This window comes from Chryseobacterium sp. GM_Chr_2 (genome assembly GCF_026540445.1).
In the GTDB taxonomy this organism is placed as follows: domain Bacteria; phylum Bacteroidota; class Bacteroidia; order Flavobacteriales; family Weeksellaceae; genus Chryseobacterium.
In genome coordinates this window covers 100828-122550 of the sequence record NZ_JALNUD010000001.1, presented here as the reverse complement: position 1 = coordinate 122550, position 21723 = coordinate 100828, and the positions used below count along the sequence as shown (strand labels likewise).

20 protein-coding genes and 1 pseudogene are annotated in these 21723 nt (G+C 33.5%); 15 read left to right on the top strand and 6 right to left on the bottom strand.

Annotated elements, in window-relative coordinates; genetic code table 11:
* Positions 1–9: 9 nt before the first annotated feature.
* From OXQ85_RS00595 to OXQ85_RS00570, 6 genes are all read left to right on the top strand, one after another.
* Positions 10–1185, top strand: coding sequence for a hypothetical protein (locus OXQ85_RS00595; protein WP_267401674.1), 1176 nt, complete (start codon positions 10–12; stop codon positions 1183–1185).
* Positions 1186–1220: 35 nt separating this feature from the next.
* Positions 1221–2315, top strand: coding sequence for a TIGR02594 family protein (locus OXQ85_RS00590; RefSeq protein WP_267401673.1), 1095 nt, complete (start codon positions 1221–1223; stop codon positions 2313–2315).
* Positions 2305–3711 carry a hypothetical protein gene (locus OXQ85_RS00585; protein WP_267401672.1) on the top strand — a complete coding sequence of 469 codons (1407 nt, stop codon included), beginning with the start codon at positions 2305–2307 and terminating at the stop codon, positions 3709–3711. Before OXQ85_RS00590 ends, OXQ85_RS00585 begins: the two co-directional genes overlap by 11 nt.
* A 10-nt stretch (positions 3712–3721) precedes the next feature.
* Complete coding sequence (locus tag OXQ85_RS00580) at positions 3722–4744, top strand: hypothetical protein (protein WP_267401670.1); 1023 nt, start codon at positions 3722–3724, stop codon at positions 4742–4744.
* Positions 4745–4937: 193 nt separating this feature from the next.
* A complete protein-coding gene (sucD, locus tag OXQ85_RS00575; protein ID WP_267401669.1) occupies positions 4938–5810 on the top strand; it encodes a succinate--CoA ligase subunit alpha in 873 nt (290 codons plus the stop codon).
* Between the two features lie 16 nt (positions 5811–5826).
* Positions 5827–6522 carry a porin family protein gene (locus OXQ85_RS00570; protein ID WP_267401668.1) on the top strand — a complete coding sequence of 232 codons (696 nt, stop codon included), beginning with the start codon at positions 5827–5829 and terminating at the stop codon, positions 6520–6522.
* 150 nt (positions 6523–6672) lie between these two features.
* Here OXQ85_RS00570 and OXQ85_RS00565 read toward each other — a convergent pair whose 3' ends face one another.
* The 3 genes from OXQ85_RS00565 to OXQ85_RS00555 all read right to left on the bottom strand — a co-directional run bounded on the left by OXQ85_RS00565 (position 6673) and on the right by OXQ85_RS00555 (position 9352).
* Complete coding sequence (locus tag OXQ85_RS00565; protein ID WP_267401667.1) at positions 6673–7980, bottom strand: ABC transporter permease; 1308 nt, start codon at positions 7978–7980, stop codon at positions 6673–6675.
* Between the two features lie 4 nt (positions 7981–7984).
* On the bottom strand, positions 7985–8896 hold the full coding sequence (locus tag OXQ85_RS00560; protein ID WP_267401666.1) for an ATP-binding cassette domain-containing protein: 912 nt from the start codon (positions 8894–8896) through the stop codon (positions 7985–7987).
* 105 nt (positions 8897–9001) lie between these two features.
* Positions 9002–9352, bottom strand: coding sequence for a T9SS type A sorting domain-containing protein (locus OXQ85_RS00555; protein WP_267401665.1), 351 nt, complete (start codon positions 9350–9352; stop codon positions 9002–9004).
* A gap of 116 nt (positions 9353–9468) precedes the next feature.
* On the opposite strand from OXQ85_RS00555, the gene hemB reads away from it, so the two are divergent.
* A complete protein-coding gene (hemB, locus tag OXQ85_RS00550) occupies positions 9469–10458 on the top strand; it encodes a porphobilinogen synthase (protein WP_267401663.1) in 990 nt (329 codons plus the stop codon).
* 104 nt (positions 10459–10562) lie between these two features.
* On the opposite strand, the gene OXQ85_RS00545 is transcribed toward hemB, so the two are convergent.
* Positions 10563–11291, bottom strand: a complete 729-nt coding sequence (locus OXQ85_RS00545) for a hypothetical protein (protein ID WP_267401662.1) — start codon at positions 11289–11291, stop codon at positions 10563–10565.
* Positions 11292–11569: 278 nt separating this feature from the next.
* On the opposite strand from OXQ85_RS00545, the pseudogene lptB reads away from it, so the two are divergent.
* The 4 genes and pseudogenes from lptB to OXQ85_RS00525 all read left to right on the top strand — a co-directional run.
* Positions 11570–12295, top strand: a pseudogene (gene lptB, locus OXQ85_RS00540) (LPS export ABC transporter ATP-binding protein); the annotation flags it as partial.
* 325 nt (positions 12296–12620) lie between these two features.
* Complete coding sequence (locus OXQ85_RS00535; protein WP_267401659.1) at positions 12621–12935, top strand: hypothetical protein; 315 nt, start codon at positions 12621–12623, stop codon at positions 12933–12935.
* A 95-nt stretch (positions 12936–13030) separates the two neighbouring features.
* A complete protein-coding gene (locus tag OXQ85_RS00530; RefSeq protein ID WP_346659699.1) occupies positions 13031–14839 on the top strand; it encodes an ABC transporter ATP-binding protein in 1809 nt (602 codons plus the stop codon).
* 50 nt (positions 14840–14889) lie between these two features.
* On the top strand, positions 14890–15840 hold the full coding sequence (locus tag OXQ85_RS00525; protein WP_267401658.1) for a YafY family protein: 951 nt from the start codon (positions 14890–14892) through the stop codon (positions 15838–15840).
* A 131-nt stretch (positions 15841–15971) separates the two neighbouring features.
* Here OXQ85_RS00525 and OXQ85_RS00520 read toward each other — a convergent pair whose 3' ends face one another.
* Entirely contained in the window at positions 15972–16463 is a 492-nt protein-coding gene (locus OXQ85_RS00520; protein WP_267401657.1) for a DinB family protein, read from the bottom strand.
* Between the two features lie 510 nt (positions 16464–16973).
* Here OXQ85_RS00520 and OXQ85_RS00515 point away from each other — a divergent pair.
* The 4 genes from OXQ85_RS00515 to OXQ85_RS00500 all read left to right on the top strand — a co-directional run bounded on the left by OXQ85_RS00515 (position 16974) and on the right by OXQ85_RS00500 (position 20737).
* Positions 16974–17543, top strand: coding sequence for a cob(I)yrinic acid a,c-diamide adenosyltransferase (locus OXQ85_RS00515; protein ID WP_267401655.1), 570 nt, complete (start codon positions 16974–16976; stop codon positions 17541–17543).
* Positions 17533–18162, top strand: coding sequence for a thiamine diphosphokinase (locus tag OXQ85_RS00510; RefSeq protein ID WP_267401654.1), 630 nt, complete (start codon positions 17533–17535; stop codon positions 18160–18162). The genes OXQ85_RS00515 and OXQ85_RS00510 overlap by 11 nt, the downstream gene beginning before the upstream one ends.
* Before the next feature lie 193 nt (positions 18163–18355).
* Entirely contained in the window at positions 18356–19231 is an 876-nt protein-coding gene (locus tag OXQ85_RS00505; protein WP_267401652.1) for a tyrosine-protein phosphatase, read from the top strand.
* Between the two features lie 111 nt (positions 19232–19342).
* Entirely contained in the window at positions 19343–20737 is a 1395-nt protein-coding gene (locus OXQ85_RS00500) for an arginine decarboxylase (protein WP_267401650.1), read from the top strand.
* 137 nt (positions 20738–20874) lie between these two features.
* Here OXQ85_RS00500 and OXQ85_RS00495 read toward each other — a convergent pair whose 3' ends face one another.
* A complete protein-coding gene (locus OXQ85_RS00495) occupies positions 20875–21534 on the bottom strand; it encodes an HAD family phosphatase (RefSeq protein ID WP_267401649.1) in 660 nt (219 codons plus the stop codon).
* Between the last annotated feature and the right edge of the window lie 189 nt (positions 21535–21723).

The window sequence follows — 21723 nt, the reverse complement described above, 5'->3', positions numbered from 1 at the left end:
AGTATAGGAATGTCTAAAAAAGGAATTTACAGAATATCCGGAAATACATCTCCGGTCGTTGGTAAAGAGATGATGTATACAATTGAAGAATGGTATCCGGATACCCCTTTGCTGGAGAGAAACCCCATGAATGTGACGTGGGAATTATTCATCAAACGAAAAAGCGGACAATTTGTTTCTACAAGTATTAAGAAAAAAGGGATAAGTCATTTTACGTTTGGTGAAAAAGCGTGGCGGTATACATACAGGCTTGAAGCGTATCTGAATCACCCTGAAGGCAAAGAGCCGATGTCGTTAATCATTAATCCGCAGCCCAGTAAAGTTCCGCAGATTAATAAAGTGGAGCTTCATTATATTGATGATGAAAAAGGCAATGTTTTTAGTTTTTTTGAAAAATTAAGAGCCAAGGCCCATTGTGTAAATCTTGCAAATGAAGAACTGTTGTTTACCTTATGGGAAGATGATGTAAAGGGAAAAGGTCATGATCCCAAGAATCTTTTGGTAGAAACCGCAAAAGCAAAAGTAAATCCTAAAAACGGATTGGCTGTTGCAGAATTTATGCTAACAAAAGGACTTATGACCAAAGCTATGAGAGGGGAGCAGGAAGGTCAGTTAGAATTTTATGTTACGGTAGAATATTATAAAAATAAAAAGCATGATTCTAAAAATGTAAATGTGCAAAACCCTCTCTATAAGGTTCCGCCGCCAATAAAACATGAAAGTAGGCAAAAGCCTAAAGAAACTCAACATCCAACAAAAGCCCAAGGTTCTCCGGCAACACAAAAGCCTAAAAGTAAAAAGGAAGAAAAAGGCATTTGGGATACCATGTTCGACAGAGGAAAAGAGCTTTGGGATGTTGCAGAAAGTAAAATTGCCACGGCGACAAAAGATAAAGAACCTGCTAAAAAAGTGGATAAAACCAATAAGCCGGTGTTGGTGGAGAAGCAGGATAATAAAAATATAGATTCAACTTGTGTTTGTAAGGAATACGATTTGATTTGGGGCGGGCATGCCAATATGACTTGTGAAAAAAGGAAAAAAGTAGTAGAAGTCGGTAAAAATATTTGGGGTGAAAGTCAGAAAATTGAAAAAGCCAATATGCTCATGGCGGTAATGCATTTGGAAACAGCCGCGACATTTGATCCTGCTAAAAAAGGAGTAAGCGGAGGGGAGTTAAGTATATAGGGCTCATTCAGTTTAGTGCAACAACGGCTTCTACTTTGGGAACTACATATGATGCATTGGCAAAGATGACTTTTAATGAGCAAATGAATTATGTAGAAAAGTATTTAAAACAAAAGAAAGATAAAATGAAAACAATTGTTGATTTTTATCTTCAAGTTTTAAAACCGGGAGACGTTGGAAAAGGTGATCAGCCCGATCATACAGTTTTTGATGAAAGTATTTCGGTTCCTGATGGCGATGGAAGTAATACAACATTAGAACAAAGAAAAATAAATATTACTCGAGAACCTTGGGTAACCAAATATGGGTACGCTTCAAATGGTTCTTTTATGAAAGAAAAAGATGAATATATAAAGAGACGAAAATGGGTTTATACAAAACAAATATATGACCAACGATATGGCTTTAATAATGGGAAAACTTATATTTGGGAAATTGAAGATGAACTTAAAATAAAGCACTATCAACCTGGTGAAAACAATAAGTTTTTGAATAAGTGTGAAAATATTAAAGAAGAAAAAAAAGCTTCTAATGGTAAAAGAGCACCTTGGATGGATATAGCAATAAATGTTGCAAAACAAATGAAAGGATGTACCGAAGATAAAAATCCCATGTATAATAATGCAAAAAAATATTTAATGTATTGTAATAATTCTTTTGAACCAACAGATGGAGAAAATGGACCTTGGTGTGCTGCATTTATGAATTGGGCTATTAATGAAACATCTTATTCAAATGCAAAATCTGCGGCTTCCTTAGCTCCTTTAGATGCGGTTGCAGGAAAGAAATATAAAAAAATTGACAAACCAATTTATGGATGTATAGTTGTTTATAAACATTCATCTAAGTGGAAAGGGCATACAGGATTTTTATATGGAATGACTAAATCCGGAAGATATATTCTAATTGGGGGTAATCAGGATAATACAATTAGATTTGATAACTATGGTGAGTATACAAGTAATAGTAAAAAGAAGAAATTATATGGCTTTTATATTCCAGTAGATTATGAAGTGACTTCTGCGGATTACTTAACCGATTCTGATATTTACGAAACATCTAATGAAATTAATATAAAATATGGAATTGTTGCTGGAAGGAAAAACAAATTAAATGATTATGAAAAATAAAATACTTAGCTTTTTATTATTAAGCACAATTTTTTTACAATGTCAAAATAAAAAAGATGATAGAAAAGATATAAATAACTCTATTATGAAAAATGATAAAATTCAAGAAGCAGATATATTAAATATAAATAAATTAAGTGAAATACTTGAAAACCAAAAAAAACTAGAAAATGAAGAAACTGAAGACGAATATCAATTGTCGCAAAATGATTTAGATGTTTTATCAGACGTTTTAAGTCAAGGATTAAAAAATCAAGGTTATAAAATTATTTCGAATGAAGATTTTATTGACAAAATAAAGAATGTTTTTAATATCAATATAAAATGTGTAGATTATGGAGAGTTAGGAAATCGATATTTTGTTTATCATGGAAATTCCATGGATGGAAGAAAAGAAACTTTAGAAAACAATTTATTCGAATCATATACTGAGACAGGAAATTTATTTTTTGACAAAAAAAATAAATTGATTACAAACTTCACCTTTTTAAAAAATATTCTTTCAATTAATGGGAAAGACTATTCAATTAATGTACCTCAGACAACTCTAGCCCGTAACAAATATCTATTCAACGATAGCAAAGCAGATTTCACATGGCTAAAGTTTAATGATAAAATATTCTTGGAAAGCTTAGTTAAAATCTTTGGGTATGTAAAAGACAAAGATCTTTTGGCATTTGTTTTAGAAAATAATTATAAAAAGAAGGAAGAACTAGAAAAAATAATTTGGAATCAAAAATGTGGTGGAGAAATAATGGTTAATAAAGAAGTGTTTGATTTGGCTAAAAATTGGCAAGCCAAAGAAAGACATGATTTTTTAATGTATATGACGTTTGTGGTACAAAATATGAAAGAAAAATTTGAAACTAATAATGAACTTAATTTTTCTCAAAAAGCTAAATTATTGGGTTTGATATCTTACTACGCCACTAAGATAGGTATGATTGATAATACAAATGCTTACAGCTTTTTCCCAATGTTGAGTGGTAAAAATTATGATGACGAATTCAAGAAAAATAATTATTACAATATTCCGGATTTTAAAACTGTTTATGAAGATGCACGTACCGGTGGCGTTGACACAAACAATTGGGTACAACCAGATTTTAGTTTAAACAAAACAAAAATTCCAAATACCGACAAACCAATAATTATTTACGACCGCGCCGATTTCAACAGTTTTTCAACAGAGATAGCTGTAAAAAATGAAATTGAATACTTGAGCAAAATCTCCGGTTGGGATTTTATACGAGTTGATGGCAGAGTAGGATATATACCAAATGAACAGGTTTTTCAGGAAGTAGCAAAAACAGAGAGAAAGAAGCATAGTTTTCTTGCAGATGATGAGCCACTGCCAGAAAAAAAGAAAGGTTTTTGTGATCGTTTGTTTGGATAAAAAATAGAATATGAGAGAGGTAGCAAAGATAATTTTTTGTTTTTTATTCTTTACAATTTTGATTAATTGCCAAAAAAATAGGGAGGGAAATAATGTAAACAATGAAACCAAAGTTTCTCAAAACTTAGACTTTATCAATTATCCTATTGATGATCTTGAAGGTATAACTTCTACTCAGTACGATGGTATATACAGAAATTTTGATTACAAATATAGTAATGGCGAAGCTACATTTATACTAGTACCTAAAGTTGGAGCAGAAAATTGGTATGCTCAACAAATTAATAAATATACAAATCAAGATGTTGATGCAGCTATAGAAAGAAGCTTAAATGAGCAATCTTTCAAAAAAATAAGCAATGATTTTGATATTTGGGTTTTTCATATTCCTAAAGAGTTTCTAAAATATACTCCAAATATGGATGCGCCTTATACTCAATTAATTCCTCGGAAAGTATTTTTATACAAGTATGACTCATCAAATAACAGCTATGTTACTATAGATATATTTAATGTTCATAATGAAAGTGATGTCTTAAAAGAAGATAAATGGAGAGAAAACTATATAAATAAATTAGCGTCACAAAGAAAAAATAAATTGTCTAATCTAGATCAATGGGTCGGAACATTTATTAATTCAGATGATGAATCATTAAAATCTTATGATGAAATTAAAAATAGAATTGGATGGTATGAGCTGGTAATTTCTCTAAATGAAATCACCTATCATAATGATAACCGAATGGAATCTGAATTTCCAACAGAAGCGCCTGGAGGATATATAATAGATTATAAATGCAATTATATAATTTCAGGGGATACACTTAAACTCTATAAGAAACAACAAAATAATACAGGAACATCTAAAAGTCTTAATAAAACGGCACAGCCAGTAGTTCTATTATTTAAGCAAAATAATAAATATTATGGATTTTCAACAGATATAAAAGATTCTGAAAAGTTGATAAATTCTGCGCGAGCTCAGAATGAAACACCTTATTTATTTTATAAATTTAATAGGATAAAAGAGTAAATTAATATTCCTTTATCAATATAATCCCAGTTATTATACTCCAGAATATAATCCTCTCTCTCAAAAGGAAAAGCAATTTTATGATTCTTAGCCAAGCTTAGAATAAACTTACTTTTTTTTCATCAGTTCAAAGAAAAATAAGTAAATTTGTGAGCATTAATAAAAATAATAAATAAATTAAAATTATAATAAAATGTCAATTTTAGTAAACAAAGATTCTAAAGTAATTGTACAAGGATTTACAGGGAACGAAGGTACTTTCCATGCAAGCCAAATGATCGAATACGGAACAAACGTTGTAGGTGGTGTTACTCCGGGAAAAGGAGGTAGCGAGCACTTAGGAAAGCCTGTATTCAATACTGTAGCAGATGCTGTAGTAAAGGCTGGAGCTAACGTAAGTATTATTTTCGTACCACCTGCATTTGCTGCAGATGCTATTATGGAAGCTGCAGAAGCAGGTATCAAAGTTATCGTATGTATTACTGAAGGTATTCCGGTAGCGGATATGGTGAAAGTAAAATCTTACATCGCTGACAAAGACTGCAGATTGATCGGTCCAAACTGCCCGGGAATCATTACTTCTGAAGAAGCTAAAATTGGTATTATGCCAGGTTTCGTGTTCAAAAAAGGAAAAGTAGGTATCGTTTCAAAATCTGGAACTCTTACTTATGAAGCTGCTGACCAAGTTGTAAGAGCTGGTTACGGTATTTCTACAGCAATCGGTATCGGTGGTGACCCAATTATCGGTACTACTACAAGAGAAGCATTAGAATTATTCATCAACGATCCAGAAACTGAAGCAGTTGTAATGATCGGAGAAATCGGTGGAGGTCTTGAGGCTGAAGCTGCAAGATGGTACAAAGCTAACGGTTCTACAAAACCAGTTGTAGGTTTCATCGCTGGGCAAACTGCTCCTAAAGGTAGAACTATGGGACACGCTGGTGCTATCGTAGGTGGCGCTGAAGATACAGCTCAGGCGAAAATGGAAATCATGAGAGAAAACGGAATCAACGTAGTAGATTCTCCAGCTGAAATTGGTGCTACGATCGCTAAAGTTTTAGGATAAAATTAAACAAAAACATATGAAAAAATTTTTATTAATCTCCACATTAACCCTATCAACATTGTCTTTCGCACAAGAAGGTCCTACTACAACTAAAGGAGGAGGTCTTTTTAGCGGAACAAGATTCGGGGTTACTGCAGGAGGTAACTATTCCAGAGTAAAAAATGCACATAACCCTTCCGGACCAAGATATACTTTTCAGGCAGGTTTTTTGGCTTTAATTCCAATCAGTAAAGACAACCAGTTTTATATTCAACCGGAGGTTTTATACTACGGAGCCGGAGAAACAGGAAAAGATAAAGATGCTAAAAACGTAGATGGTTATAATGCAGTGTATGCTAACGATTATTTGAGCGTTCCTGTTTATTTCAAAGGATATTTTTCTGAAGCAGAATCAGAATTCTTTGGAATGGTAGGGCCAAGATTCAACTTCTTGTTAAGCCAAAACGTGAAAAACGTTCCTGCAAAAAGACCTTACTATGATCCAGATGCAACAGATCCTAACAACCCTGGAGTAAATGGTAAAGCAAACAGCTTTAACTTTGGAGTAGGATTAGGTATTGGGTATAGTTATAAAAGACAGTTAGAAGTTGCGTTAAAATATGATTTAGGTTTATCAGACACTTATAAAGGTCTTAGAAAAGAGCCGAATGGTTCTGATAAAAACAAATCTGAGCAGGTTATCAGTTTAGGACTATCCTATATCTTCAAATAAGAATATTTCATTTGAAACATAAAAAACTCCCGAGATGTATTTCTCGGGAGTTTTGTTTTTATTGAAAAGTAAATTTTATTTTGACAAAGTTGAAGTATAAAACTATTATCTATCAACTATCAACCATGAACTAAAAACCATCAATTATTCCTATCCTCTAATCCATTTCCAGATCTCTTTCAGTGTCGCTTTGTTTCCGTACATTAAAATACCAACACGGTAAATTTTCCCCGCCAAAAAGATCATGAAAATAGTTGTGGCTAAAAGAAGAGTGATAGACAGCGCAATCTGCCAAGCCGGAACACCGTAAGGAATTCTTGCAATCATCGCTACAGGCGACGTAAACGGAATAATAGACAACCAAAAACCAAGCGGCCCGTCAGGATTATTCATCAAAGAGAAACTTCCGTACATTCCTAACATTAATGGTAATATGGCAAATAATGTAAATTGCTGCGTTTCCGTTTCATTGTCTACTGCAGAACCAATGGCTGCGTAAATCGAGCTGTAAAAGATGTATCCCAATAGGAAAAACACAATGAAAACGAAGATAATTAAAGGGAAGTTCAGTTCCAGCAAACTATGAGAAACCTGAGTTCCTATTTGTAAAATATCAAACTTACCCATCACTTCTTCATTTCCCGGAATATTTTTTGGAAGCGTATTAAACCCTGTATTCAAAACCAACGCGCCAATTACCGACATCGTGATCCAAACAACAAATTGTGTTAAAGCAACCATCGTTACTCCCAATATTTTCCCCATCATCAGTTCGAAAGGCTTAACAGAAGAAATAATGATTTCCACCACGCGGTTGTTTTTTTCCTCCAGAACACTTCGCATCACTCTTACGCCATAAATAATGATGAACATGAAAGTAACGTACATCAAAAGCATACTCAATACACTTTTAACTCCAAAAACAAGATCCGAATCTTCTTTATTGTTTTCTGAAACATTAATGGTTTTCAAAGTGAAACTTTTATCAAGATTTTCCAGTTGGGTTTCTGCGATTCCCAATTGTTTGATCTTTTCCTTTTTAATAACTTCATTAATGTCTGAAACAATCTTTTGCTTTGTCTTAAAACCTATTTTAGAATTAATAACCAGTCTCGAATTATTTTGAAGATCATTAAAATCTTGATTTCTTAATTCGGGTAAAATTAAAATTCCGTTTACCGATTCATTGCTTTTAAGATTATTCATCTTCGATTTTTCGTCGGCTGCAGAAACGTAAATATAGTTCAGCTGATCGTCAGACTTCAACTGATTTTTAAATAATCCACTTTTATCAACAACTTCAATAATATTATGAGACTCATTGGCTTTAAACATTAAACCAATAACAGCTCCAAAAGCAATCAGCATAATAGGAGCGAGAAGCGTTAATATAATGAAGGATTTTTTCTTCACCTGTGTAAGAAACTCCCTTTTTGTAATTAAAAAAATATTATTCATAAAATTAAGAGTTGTTGCTTACGGCGTTAATAAATACTTCATTCATACTAGGGATTTTTTCATCAAAAGATCGTACTTTTCCTACGTTTACCAGATCAAGTAAAAGACGGTTCTGCTCGGTTTCATTTTTAATATCGAATGAGGTCAGATTATTTTCATGCGAAAAATTGAAAAGCTCATATTTTTGTTTAAAACTTTCCAGTTGAGAATGATCTACATCAGCCAATGTAATTCCGAAAATATTTTTCTTGAATTTTTCTCTTACATCGAAAACTCTTCCGTCGATGATCTTTTTTGAATTATTGATTAAAGCTACATAATCACACATTTCTTCCACACTTTCCATTCTGTGGGTCGAAAGAATAATCGTAGTTCCGTTATTTTTAAGTTCGATGATTTGATCTTTAATTAAATTGGCATTCACCGGATCAAAACCAGAAAACGGTTCATCTAAAATCAAAAGATGAGGCCTGTGCAAAACAGTTACAACAAATTGAATTTTCTGAGCCATCCCTTTTGAAAGTTCGGAAAGCTTTTTCTTCCACCATTGATCGATGTGTAGCTTTTCAAACCATTTTTTTGCTTCATTCAGTGCATCATTTTTACTCATGCCTTTCAGCTCTCCGAAATAAAGAAGCTGGTCGCCTACGGTCATATTTTTATACAACCCTCTTTCTTCAGGCATGTATCCGATGTCTTTAATATGATTGGGATTAAGCTTTTGTCCGTTGATTTCTATTTCTCCGGAATCTGCTTGCGTAATTTGATTGATGATACGGATGAAAGAAGTTTTTCCGGCTCCGTTGGGACCTAAAAGACCATAAATACTGCCTTTTGGAACATGGATGCTGAAATCATCCAAAGCTACCTTTTTACCGGCATTATAAGTCTTCCTGATATGTTCTGCTTTTAGCATTAAATTGTTTTTTACAATTAGTATAAAAATATCCCGAAAGTTACGGAATTATTAAAACAGAATTCAGCTAAAAGAAAAAATCCTGATGATTATCAGGATTTAATTTTATTGTTTTACGATTTGAGTAACCTTCTGTGTGTTGTCACTTAAAACATATCGTATTAAATATTTTCCGGGTTTTAATTTTTCAATATTTACTTCCCCTGAGTTCATATTTACCGAATAGTTGGCAACCTGAGTACCCAAAATAGAATAAAAAGTTACACTTTTGATCTTCAAAGAAGTATCTTTTGCCTTAAAAATCAGAAAGTCCTTTGCAGGATTCGGATAGGCAACGAGAACACCGTCATCAGACTTCTGAGAGAAGGCTCCCGGCTCTCTCACCTGCGCACTTAATGCGTTGGAAAATCCAACAAATGTGCCTAAAAATATAAATAAAAGTAAAAGTTTTTTCATCAAATTATATTACATATAGTTATAAACAAAATTAATACATTCTATGATATTCTGCAATAGTTTTTTGTAGAAGTTATATTAAATTTGCAGAAACTTATTCAAAAAGTATTCCAAAAATGATACATTCAAGAAATAGAAGGCTTAGGGTAAATGAATCTATAAGAAGTTTGGTAAGAGAAAATGTTCTTACAACAAGTGATTTTGTAATGCCGATCTTCGTAATGGAGGGCGAAAACAAGCAGGAACCAATTCCGTCGATGCCGGGAATTTTCAGGAGGAGCATAGATTTAACGGTGAAAGAATGTAAGGAATTATTTTCTTTGGGAGTAAAGGCTGTCAATCTTTACATGAAAGTTTCAGAAGACCTGAAAGACAATACAGGAAAAGAAGCATGGAATAAAAACGGACTGATGCAAAATACCATCAGAGCGATAAAAGATGCCCTTCCTGAGATGGTGATTATGCCCGATGTGGCGTTGGATCCTTATTCAATCTACGGTCACGACGGTATTATCGAAAACGGAAAAATTCTAAATGATGCTACAAATGACGCATTGGCAAGAATGTCTGTGTCACATGCAGAAGCCGGAGCGGACATTGTGGCACCAAGTGACATGATGGATGGCAGAGTACAAGTGATTCGTGAGGCATTGGAAGACAGCGGATTTACAGATGTGGGAATTTTGAGTTATGCCGCAAAATATGCAAGTTCATTCTACGGACCTTTCAGAAGTGCGTTAGACAGCGCGCCGAAAGATGATATGGAAATTCCGAAGGATAAAAAAACGTATCAGATGGATTTTCATAATTCAAGAGAAGCGTTAAACGAAGTTTTCAAAGATATCGATGAAGGCGCAGATATTATTATGATCAAACCGGGACTTCCGTATTTGGATATCGTTTCTAAAGTTCGTGAAGCGATCGATCTTCCGATTGCGGTTTACAACGTAAGCGGTGAATATGCGATGGTAAAAGCGGCTGCAGCAAACGGCTGGCTGGATAATGATAAGACAATTATTGAAAGCTTGACTTGCTTTAAAAGAGCCGGAGCCGATATGATTTTTACGTATTTTGCGAAAGAAGCAGCAATGATCTTAAACAAATAGTTTTTGAGTGATAAATTATAAGTTATGAATTATGAGTTTAAATTACTCTGTAAATTTCACGGCGTTGATCAACTCATAATTCATAACTCTTAACTAAAAACTAATCACGAAATATCAAAATCTTTTCCTTTTGTAAATTTTGCAGCAAAAGGTGCTTGATTTCCGGTATATTTTAAAACAAAATTCTTTTTTGTATCGGTGTTGATTTTCGCTTCTACTTCAACATCCTGCGTTTGAAAACTTACATCTAGAGCGACACCCGAATCTTTTTCAAGATAAACTTCCACACTTTCAGCATAAAAAAGAGAAGTGCTTAAAAAATTGAATTTCACATTTTTTCGGTATGTTTTCGACTTACTTTGTGTGAATTCAGAGTAGTTTCTCAAAATTTCAACGCCGGGAGAATCTATATTTGTAATTCTGGATTTGGTAACACCATTTACTTTTACCGAAAAATCTTTTGCACTTTTAATATTTCCGTTTATTCCGATATTAAATAGGGAAGGTAATGAGAGACCATATTCCAGCATACTTTCCTTAGTAAATTCAAAATCAGGAATCAAAGCCGGATTTTTCGGAACGTTTATGAGTTGATTTTTAATTTGATTTAAATTTTCCCCTGAAAACAAAAACCCGATTAAATTATTTCCTGTTGTTCGCCAGTTTCTTCCGTTCCATTCAAAAATTTCGCATAATAAAGTATCTGTTGAGGAATGCGGAAGAAGATCCATATCCTGCCATTTGAAAACTTCTTTGGCATAAGGTCGCCTGTTAACGATATTTAGACCGAGATCTAAGGCTAAAAGATCTGTTAGTTGTTGATTATTTTGCATAATAAATTTGAGAATTGATTTGTCTTTAAAATTATTGAAATAAAATAAAGTTGCTAAGATTTAAATATTATTTTTTGAGATCCTTCGACTTCGCTCAGGATGACAGTGCTAATACTAAATGTTTAATTCAACAGTAAAAACACAGAATGATTGCCGGTGTCATCCTGAGCGCGAAGCAGTCGAAGGATGCATCAAACCACATATTAAAATATCATAAAACTTTGCTCTCCATTTTTTAATCTAAAAATTGAATTCAAAAAAACTTTATCTTTGCCGTTATGATTTTACGAGGAGAAAACTTAATCAAAGAATACGGTCCGAAAAAAGTTGTAAAAGGCGTTTCTGTACAGGTTCAGCAGGGAGAAATTGTTGGTTTGCTTGGCCCGAATGGGGCAGGAAAAACCACTTCGTTTTATATGATTGTTGGTTTGGTTAAGCCTACTTCAGGGAAAATTTTCTTGGATAAACAGGAAATCACGACCGATGCGATGTACCGAAGAGCACAAAAAGGTATTGGTTATCTGGCTCAGGAAGCGTCTGTTTTCCGTAAACTTTCGGTGGAAGAAAACATCATGGGAGTTTTACAGTTAACAAAACTTTCAAAGCGTGAACAGCAGATGAAGTGTGACGAATTAGTAGAAGAATTTTCACTTCAACACGTTCGTAAAAACCGTGGAGATCTTTTGTCCGGAGGTGAAAGACGTAGAACCGAGATTGCGAGATGTTTGGCAACAGACCCTAGTTTTATTTTGTTGGATGAGCCTTTTGCCGGAGTAGACCCGATTGCGGTTGAAGATATCCAAAAAATTGTAAGAAGTCTTACCGATAAAAACATCGGAATTCTGATTACGGATCACAACGTACAACAAACTTTGGCGATTACCAATAAAACGTACATCATGTTTGAAGGAAGGATTTTGAAAGAAGGTCTTCCGGAAGAATTGGCAAATGATCCGCAAGTAAGAGAAGCTTATTTGGGAGAAAATTTCGTTTACCAAAGTATTTTTGATAAAGAGAAAAAGAAAAATTACGCTTACAATATTTGGGCTGGAAATTTTGAATCAAAAGCTCAGTTCCAAAGTTTTGTAGATGAAAATTTTGCTCAGTTTGATGATCTGAGATTGTTGCACGGTTTTCAGGATATCAGTTTTGCGTCCATGGGAAATTCGGAAATTCAGCATATTTTTAATGAAGTGGTGGATAAAAACGCCAACAATTCTTTCGTTTTCCAGAAAAAAGAAATTAATTCGATGTATACCTTAGAACAGGCAAAAGCAGAATCTGAAGCAGCAAGTAAACCTGAATTACATTATTTAACGACAGAATCTTTTGAAGGGTAAATTTTATTCTAAACAGCATTATTTCGAAGAATATCGTCTTGGAGAATTGTTTGCTAAATTATATCTAGCAGAAGATCTTTTAAACGAAATCTCTTTATCCAATTCTGAAGATAAATTTATCTTTTTTAAAGAAAATCTTATTGAGGAATTTTATGAAGTAATGGGTGATAATATTGCAGATTTTACTCAATTATGGGGTTGGTTTCAACCGAATGCTGAATGGAATATCTTCACTGGTGATAGAGGATTTACTTTAGGAAAAGAGATTTTTGAAATTGTTGACAAATGGAAACAAGATCAATGATATTTTTTTGAGAGCGTAATTTTAGAATAAAATAATATATATAATTCGTACCTTTTCTCTGTAAAACGGTACGTTTTTTAGTTAAATTCATTCCTATGGCAAAACCTTTCAACAGAACCGTCACTTTATTCGGAATTTATAAACAGCTGGTTCCTTTCATCAGACCTTATCGATTAATGATTTACGGAACGTTATTTCTGACATTTTTAGGCGCGCTTGCCGCTCAGGTAAATCCGCTTGTGTTGAAGTATACGGTAGATGAGGTGACAAAACTGACTCACCTTCCGCATCCGATGTCTGAAGGAATTCATATTTTGGTGCTGATTTCCATTATTTTATTGGGAAAGGAATTGCTAAATATTTTCATCAATTTCGGACAGAAATTTTATGGTGAAAAAATTAGAATTAATGTAAGTTCGGTTTTAGCCCAATCGGCAATTGATAAGATTTTGACGTATCGAGTTGCTTATTTTAATGATGAAAACCACGAATCCGGAAAACTACAAATAAGAATCGATCGTGGAATTGAAAGTTTAACGAGATTGGTTCAGAACTTTTTTATCGATATGCTTCCGTTATTTTCAAATGCTTTTATTGCATTGATTATCATGTATATGCAAAATATGTATGTAGGAATTGTTTCCACAATTATTGTTCCTATTTATTTTTACATCAGTGCTTTACAGGCGAAAAAACTGGGTGGAGTTAGGCGAACTTTAAGAAATCAACGAGAACAAAAAACTTCCGGGCTTTTAAATTTAATCAATTCCATTATGGTGATTAAAAGTTTTGTCCGCGAAAAATTTGAAGGAAAAAAGCAATACGATCTGCAGATGCAGTTGATGGAAAGTCAACTGTTTACCCGAAAAACGAATTTTATTTATGATGGCTTGAAAACTTTTATCGAACAGTTTGGAGTGGTTTTAATTATCCTTTTGACGGTCTATTTGGTGCTTGATCAACAAATGACTATCGGTGCGATCATGCTTCACATCATGCTTTTTAATAATGTTTCGGCCCCGATTCGTCAACTTCACAGAATTTATGATGATATGAATGACGCAATGATTTATGCGGAAGGATATTTTGATATTTTAAATGCTGATGACGAAAAAGAACCAAATGGAAATTTCATAGAAAAAGAAATTAAAGGAAATTTTGAGTTAAAAAATATCAACTTTTCTTATCCAAACGGAACTCAGGCTTTGCACGACGTTTCTATGAAAATCGAAAATGGAAAAACAACCGCTCTTGTTGGTTTGAGTGGAGCTGGAAAATCAACGATTATCAATCTTTTATGTAAATTTTATCTTCCGAATTCAGGAGATATTTTACTTGATAATGTTGATTTAAATGATTATGACAATACCTTTCTCCGTGACGATTTAGGTTTAGTATTACAAAAAAATCATATTTTTCAGGGAAGTATCGAAGATAATATCCGCTACGGAAATATGAACGCAACGTTTGAAGAAATTGAAGAAGCGGCGAAAAAAGCCTATCTTCACGAGCAGATTTTGGATCTTCCGGAAGGTTACAATCACGATGCAACCCAGCTTTCGGGCGGGCAGCAACAGAGAATTGCGATTGCAAGATTATTCTTAAAAAATCCACCAATTATTTTCCTTGACGAACCAACGGCAAGTTTGGATGCCATTGCAACGGAGCAGATTAAAAATTCTTTAGATGCTATAAAAGAAGGCAGAACGGTGATTATTATTTCTCATTCTTTGTCGCAGATTTTAGATTCAGATAAAATTTATGTGATGAAAAAAGGCAGAGTTGTAGAAAGCGGCACTCATGATGAATTGGTGCATGTCAACGGAGTATATCGTGAAATTTTCGATGCTTCAGCGAGAAGTTTAAATTTAGATAAACTGGTTAATACTTATAAGGAAAATTAAATTAGAAATTAATTTTGCTAAACACTAAAACACTCGAACTCTCAAACCCAATGAACGACCACTACCTTAAAAAACTCGACCGAGTAACCGCAATTCTTACTCAACTTCAATCAAAACCGATTGTAAGAGCACAAGATTTAGCGCAAAAATTTGATGTAAGTGTCCGAACAATTTACCGTGATGTAAAAACATTGGAAAACGCCGGAATTCCTATTGTTGGTGAAGCGGGAAGCGGTTATTCTTTGATGGATGGTTACAAACTTCCGCCGGTGATGTTTACGAAAGAAGAGGTGTTAAGCTTCATTACTGCCGAAAAACTGATGCAGAAATTTTTACATGAAAGTTTGGGAAATCATTATCAGACTGCGATGGAAAAGGTTCGTTCTGTATTAAAATACTCAGATAAAAATTTAATTGAAAATATTGAAAAACAGATCGATGTTTATAATTATCATCCTAAACCGGAAGATAAAATCCGAAATATTATCCCGATTATTTTGGAAAGCATTGCCGAAAAGAAGCAATTAACGCTGGAATATGAAACGGTAGATTCAAAAGTTTCTATGCGAACGATTGAGGTTGTTGGGGTTTTCTTTGAATTCAATTATTGGTATATCATGGCGTTTTGTACGCTGAGAAATGATTTCAGGCAGTTTCGTGTCGACAGGATTTTACAGATTTTCAAAACTCAGAATCCGTTTTTACAGGAATACGGGCAAATTAATGATTATCGTCAAAATCCGAACGGAAATAAAACGAAAGTCCGTCTTTTAGTAGAAAAAAGAATTATTGGGCATCTCGTTAATTCAAAAAAATATTATGGATTGGTTGAAGAAATCGAAAGAGAAAATGGCGTTGAATTGATTTTTGAAACTGATTGGATTAAAGAAGGTTTTCCGCGTTGGCTTATTACTTTTGCAGACTATGCTGAGGTTTTAGAACCGGAATCTTTAAAAGAAAGTCTGAAAAAATTAATTAATAAACTCTCTGAAAAATATTAAAAACATTCTTTAAATTTAAATAAAAACAAAAAGCTTTCAGATATTCTGAAAGCTTTTTTGTTTAGAAATGATTGAGTTGGATTTGTTATTTTCAATTAATAATTTTAGTCTCCATAAAGGCATTAAAGACACTAAAATCTCTCCCAAAAAAAAGGCGGCTCAATTCCTAAGGCTCTTAAATAAACGTAGCCCTGACCTCTGTGATGAACTTCATTATCAACAAAATATAAAATGTTCTGATATACCGGAAATTCATACTGTCCGAATAAATTGAAAGTCTCTTGAAAACGCTCTTCCGAAATCTGAGCGAAATAATGGTTGATGACCTCCGTTTCCTCATCCCATTTTTTTAGAATATCAGCTTTTGTTTCCGGTTTGAAGCCTTCTTCATTATAATCATCCATATTTCGGTCTATAATTCCTTTTAATGCAGGTCCTGCAATACCTATTAATTCGCAAGCTAACTTGGCAAAAGTTCTCATTCCGCCAATGGAAAATTCAAATAATTCTTTTTCAGGAAAAGCTTCGATTACTCTTCTTGTCAAATTTCTATGACCTTGCCAGTGTTCTAATAATTGGTCAGAAGTCATGAATTGTTTTGTGATGGTTGCTGTTGTAGTCATAATTTTAATGTTGTTTGTTTTTGTTGATACAAAGTTAAATCACGTTTATGACAACAGTTTGTCAGTAGGATTTTACACCGTGAAAAAATATTTTTTATTTTCAAAATAATCTGGCATTTTTTCCCGTTAGAGAGGTATACTTACGCTATTGTTAGGTAAATAAATAATTTGTAGATGGTCGATCTGTGGAGATCGATCATTTTTATTTTATTAAAATCTTAATTAATACAATTAGGATTAGCGGTGTCATCCTGAACGTAGTCGAAAGATCTCTGTATCTATTTTTCAGAAGCTATTTCCGGCTTTCGCTACTCGCTTTTTTGTATTGAGGTTTCGGCGGCTGGCGGAGCCATCCGCCGAAACCTCAATACAAAAAGAGCTCAAACAGGCCGCTCAATCCGGGCTAAGGAATAAATCATCCAAATCAAATTCAGTCATTTGGAATAAATAGGAAAACATCAAAAACCAACAACTATTGTCAGCCTTATTTTAAAAAACTAAATTAGTCCTATGAAAATTTATACAAAAACAGGAGATAAAGGTCAGACTGCATTGTACGGAGGAACAAGAGTTTCAAAAGCAAGCGCAAGAGTCGACAGCTACGGAAATATAGACGAACTCAATTCATTCATCGGAATTTCAAAAAGTCACATCGAGGATGAAGAAGTATTGAGACAGTTGAAAAAAATACAGTTCGATTTATTTACGGTAGGTTCAGAAGCGGCAACCCCGGTTGATAAGCTGATGTTGGCCAACGGAAAATCTCGTTTACCGTTAATCATTGCAGAAACTGAAATCGAAGAACTGGAAAACTGGATGGATGCTTTTGATGAAAAATTAGAACCCCTTCAATATTTCATCCTTCCCGGAGGCGGAAAACCTGCGACATTTTTACACGCAGCGAGAACCATCTGTAGAAGAGCAGAACGTTCTTTGGTTTTTTTGAATGAATCGGAAGAAGTTCGCCCTGAGTTGATTAAATATCTCAACAGACTTTCAGATTATCTATTTGTTTTGGCAAGATATATTTCGAAAATCAATAACGAGCCCGAAGAATATTGGAACCCGAATGAAAGATAAAGTATTGCTTTTCATTAACGGAGACGCTCCGAAATCTTTCCCGAATCCTGAAAATTATGGTTTGATTGCCTGTACAGACGGTGCTTTTCATTATCTGAAAAGGATTGGTTTCTCTTTAGATAAGCTGGATTTTATTTCCGGTGATTTTGATTCGCATTCAGGTTCGGATGAAAATATGTATCAGAATAAGTTTATTCATACGCCCGATCAGGAAAGAACGGATTTTTATAAAGCCTTGGAGATTATCGCCGCAAAAGGCTTCCATAATGTTGATGTGTTAGGAGGAAGTGGAGGAGAGCAGGATCATTTTTTAGGAAATCTCACCGTAGCTTTTGGTTTTAAGGATCAATTAAATATCAAATTTTATGACGAATTCTCAACCTATTATTTTATCTCCCAACAAACTGTTTTAAAGGATGTAAATAATAAAATGATTTCCTTATATCCGTTTCCCATAGCTGAAAATATTACAACAAAAGGCTTAAACTGGGAATTGAAAAATGAAAATGCAAGCATAACAGGTAATTTATTAACAAGAAACTTCGCTGTTGAAGATGAGGTGTCCATCACTTATGAAAAAGGAGACTTACTGATCTTTATCGGAAAAAAATATTTGTGAGTTGAAACACAAATTTCGCAAATGTTTTCACAAATAAGCAGAAAGGAATTAATTAAAAATAGAGGCAATTTTATCAATAGGAACGGGCTTTAGCCCGTTTTCAAAATAAAAATAAATCAATTGGCTTTAGCCAAAACTTAAAAGTGCTACGCAAAAATCTGTGTAAATCTTTGAAATCCGTGGAAAATAAAGAATGAAAAGCTTAATCAAAATATCATTTTTAATCATCACATTGCTTTGTGCTTTCTCCTGCAAGACACAAAACTTTTCCGCGCCTGAATACGGAAAAAATGAAACTGAAAAAGATATTAAGATCAAAAAAGTTCATAATTTTCGTGAAGTTGCGAATATTAAAAATATTGACGGAAGAACTTTAAAAAGCGGAAAATTTTACAGAAGCGGACATCTTCATCAGCTAAAGAAAAAATCTTTTGATGAAATTGAAAAACTAGGAATTAAAGAAATTATCGATCTTCGTAATTCAAAAGAAATTGCTCAAAAACCGGATCATCTTCCAAGTGATATTGTTTATAAAAACTATTCTGCTTTTGAAGATGAGGGAGACCAATTGGATCAGGCTAAAAAACTGGTGTTAAAAGGAAAAGTCAACGGTTCGGATGCGGACAAAAGAATGCTTGATTTTTACAAAGATTATGTCATTGAAAATCCTGAAATCATCAAAAAAATTATCACTGAAATTTTAGAATCAGACCAACCGATTTTATATCATTGTACAGCCGGAAAAGACCGAACAGGAATTATCACAGCCTTGATTTTAACAATTTTGAAATTTAATAAAGAAACCATTTACAATGATTATCTTCTCTCCAATAATTACAGAAAAAAACTCGTTGATAAAAGATTAAATTTAGCAAACAATTTACATTTCCTTTATCCAAAAATGGATGTAAGTGTGTTGGAGAAATTAAGTTGGGTTGAAACCGATTATTTGGATGCGGCTTTTGACGAAATCAATAAGAAATACGGTTCAATTGATATTTATATTCAATATGTTTTGGGAATTTCTGAAAATAAAAGACAAGAATATATTCAGAAGTTTACATATTAATAATTTAGGCGAAATTTTTACTAAAAAACAGCTTAAAATTTATAATAAATTTAACGCGAAAAAATCAAACTTTTTTAGCAATTTTGCATTTCTTAATTCACTTGTTTAGAAATGAAAATAAAATACTCGGAACTTATTGATCAGACGTTGTATTTCCCTACTGAGGAGTTCAATGTATCTGAGAACAATTTGTCGTTTCACGATATTCCTTTGATGGATGTTGTTGAACAGTTTGGCACTCCGCTAAAAATTAGCTACCTGCCGAGAATTTCTCAAAATATCCAGAAGGCCAAGAGTTGGTTTAAGGAAGCTTTTGAGAAAACCGAATATAAGAAGAATTATAGATATTGCTACTGTACAAAATCAAGTCATTTCAAATTTGTATTGGAAGAAGCTTTGAAAAATGACATTTCTATAGAAACTTCTTCTGCGTATGATATGGATATTGTAAAATCTCTTTACAAAGAAGGGAAAGTATCAAAAGATATCGAAGTGATTTGTAACGGTTTTAAAACGGATGATTATCTGGCGAAAATTTCAGATATGATCAACAGTGGTTTTGAAAATATTACTCCAATTTTGGATAATTATCGCGAGCTGGATAAGCTTACAGAAAGCATCGACACGACTTTCGATATCGGAATCAGAATTGCATCTGAGGAAGAGCCGAAGTTCGAATTTTATACCTCAAGATTAGGAATCGGATATAAAGATATTATTCCTTATTACAGTCAAAAAATCGCTGAACATCCGAATGCGAGATTGAAAATGCTTCACTTTTTCATCAATACAGGGATCAAAGACACAGCGTATTATTGGAACGAATTATACAAATGTCTTCGTGTATATGCACGTTTGAAGAAAATTGCTCCGGAAGTAAATTCATTGAATATCGGTGGTGGTTTCCCAATCAAAACGTCTTTGCAGTTCGATTACGATTATCAATATATGGTTGAAGAAATCGTTTCTCAAATCAAAAAATTCTGTGAAGAAGAAGGAGTTGAAGAACCAAATATTTACACAGAATTCGGAAGTTTCACGGTTGGAGAAAGTGGTGCGAATATTTATAAAATTATTTCTCAGAAACGTCAGAACGACAGAGAAAAATGGAATATGATCGATTCATCTTTCATGACAACGCTTCCTGATACGTGGGCGATTTCAAGGCACTTTATCATGCTTCCGTTGAATCGTTGGGATGATACTTACGAAAGAGTTTTCTTAGGTGGATTGACTTGTGATTCAGATGATTATTATAATTCTGAACAACATACCAACGCCATTTACTTACCTGTTTTCAGCGATACAAAACCTTTGTACATTGGTTTCTTCCACACAGGAGCTTATCAGGAAACAATCGGAGGTTACGGCGGTGTTCATCACTGTTTGATGCCTCAGCCGAGACACGTTTTGATTCAAAAAGATGAAAACGGTGAGTTACAATACGAAATTTTCCGTGAAAAACAGGAACCGGAAGATGTATTGAAACTTTTAGGATATCAATAATAGTAGTCATTGCGAGGAGCAAAGCGACGAAGCAATCTCAAAACATTATAGTGATTCTTCACTCCACTTTGTTTCATTCAGAATGACAAAAACAAAATATAAAACAAAAGCTCTCAGAAATTGAGAGCTTTTTCTATTTAAAAATATTTTGAAATTTTATCTAGTTGTAGTTCCTCATAATCAGAGACAACAATATTTGCCAAAGTATAATCCTGATTTTTAGAATGCGGACTTCTATAGGCTGCACAAAAAATATTCGCTCGGTGTGCCGCCAGTATTCCATTTGTAGAATCTTCGATTACCATACAGTTTTCAATAGGCTGTTTTGCAAGTTTTGCGGCCAATTGAAAAACTTCAGGATGAGGTTTAGATTCTTTTAAATCGGCACCGCTTATTTTTCCACTGAAATATTTCTCCAATTCGAATTTCTCGAAAACCATGTCGATTGTGGTCATCGTCGCAGAGGAAGCTAAAATTAATTTAATTCCGTTTTCAAAATAATGCTGAATCAAATCTTTTACTCCAGTAATTAAATCAAATTCTTCATCATTGTAAAAATAATCCTTAAAATAACCTCTCTTGATTTTTGCTATTTCTTCGTAAGGTTGATTTAAATTAAATTCTTTAATCAATGTTTCGCAAACTCTTTTCGTAGAAGCTCCTGTAAAGGATGTATATAATTCTTCAGAAACATCAATTCCCAAATCTTTGAATGTTTTAAAATAGGCTTTTCTGTGCAATGGTTCAGTATCCACAATCACGCCATCCATATCGAATAGCACAGCTTTTAACGACATAAAATTTTGTTTTGAACAAAGGTAAGGAATTTGGTTGGAAGCGAGAAGATGGAAGATATAGGTTTAAAATTGTGCTGTATAATTTTGGTTGAAAGTTGGAAACTGGGGGAGGAAAATTTTAATTATGATGTTTATTTTTTGCCATTTTGTAAAACTTCCAGCATCCAGCTTTCGGCTTCAATTCACTTT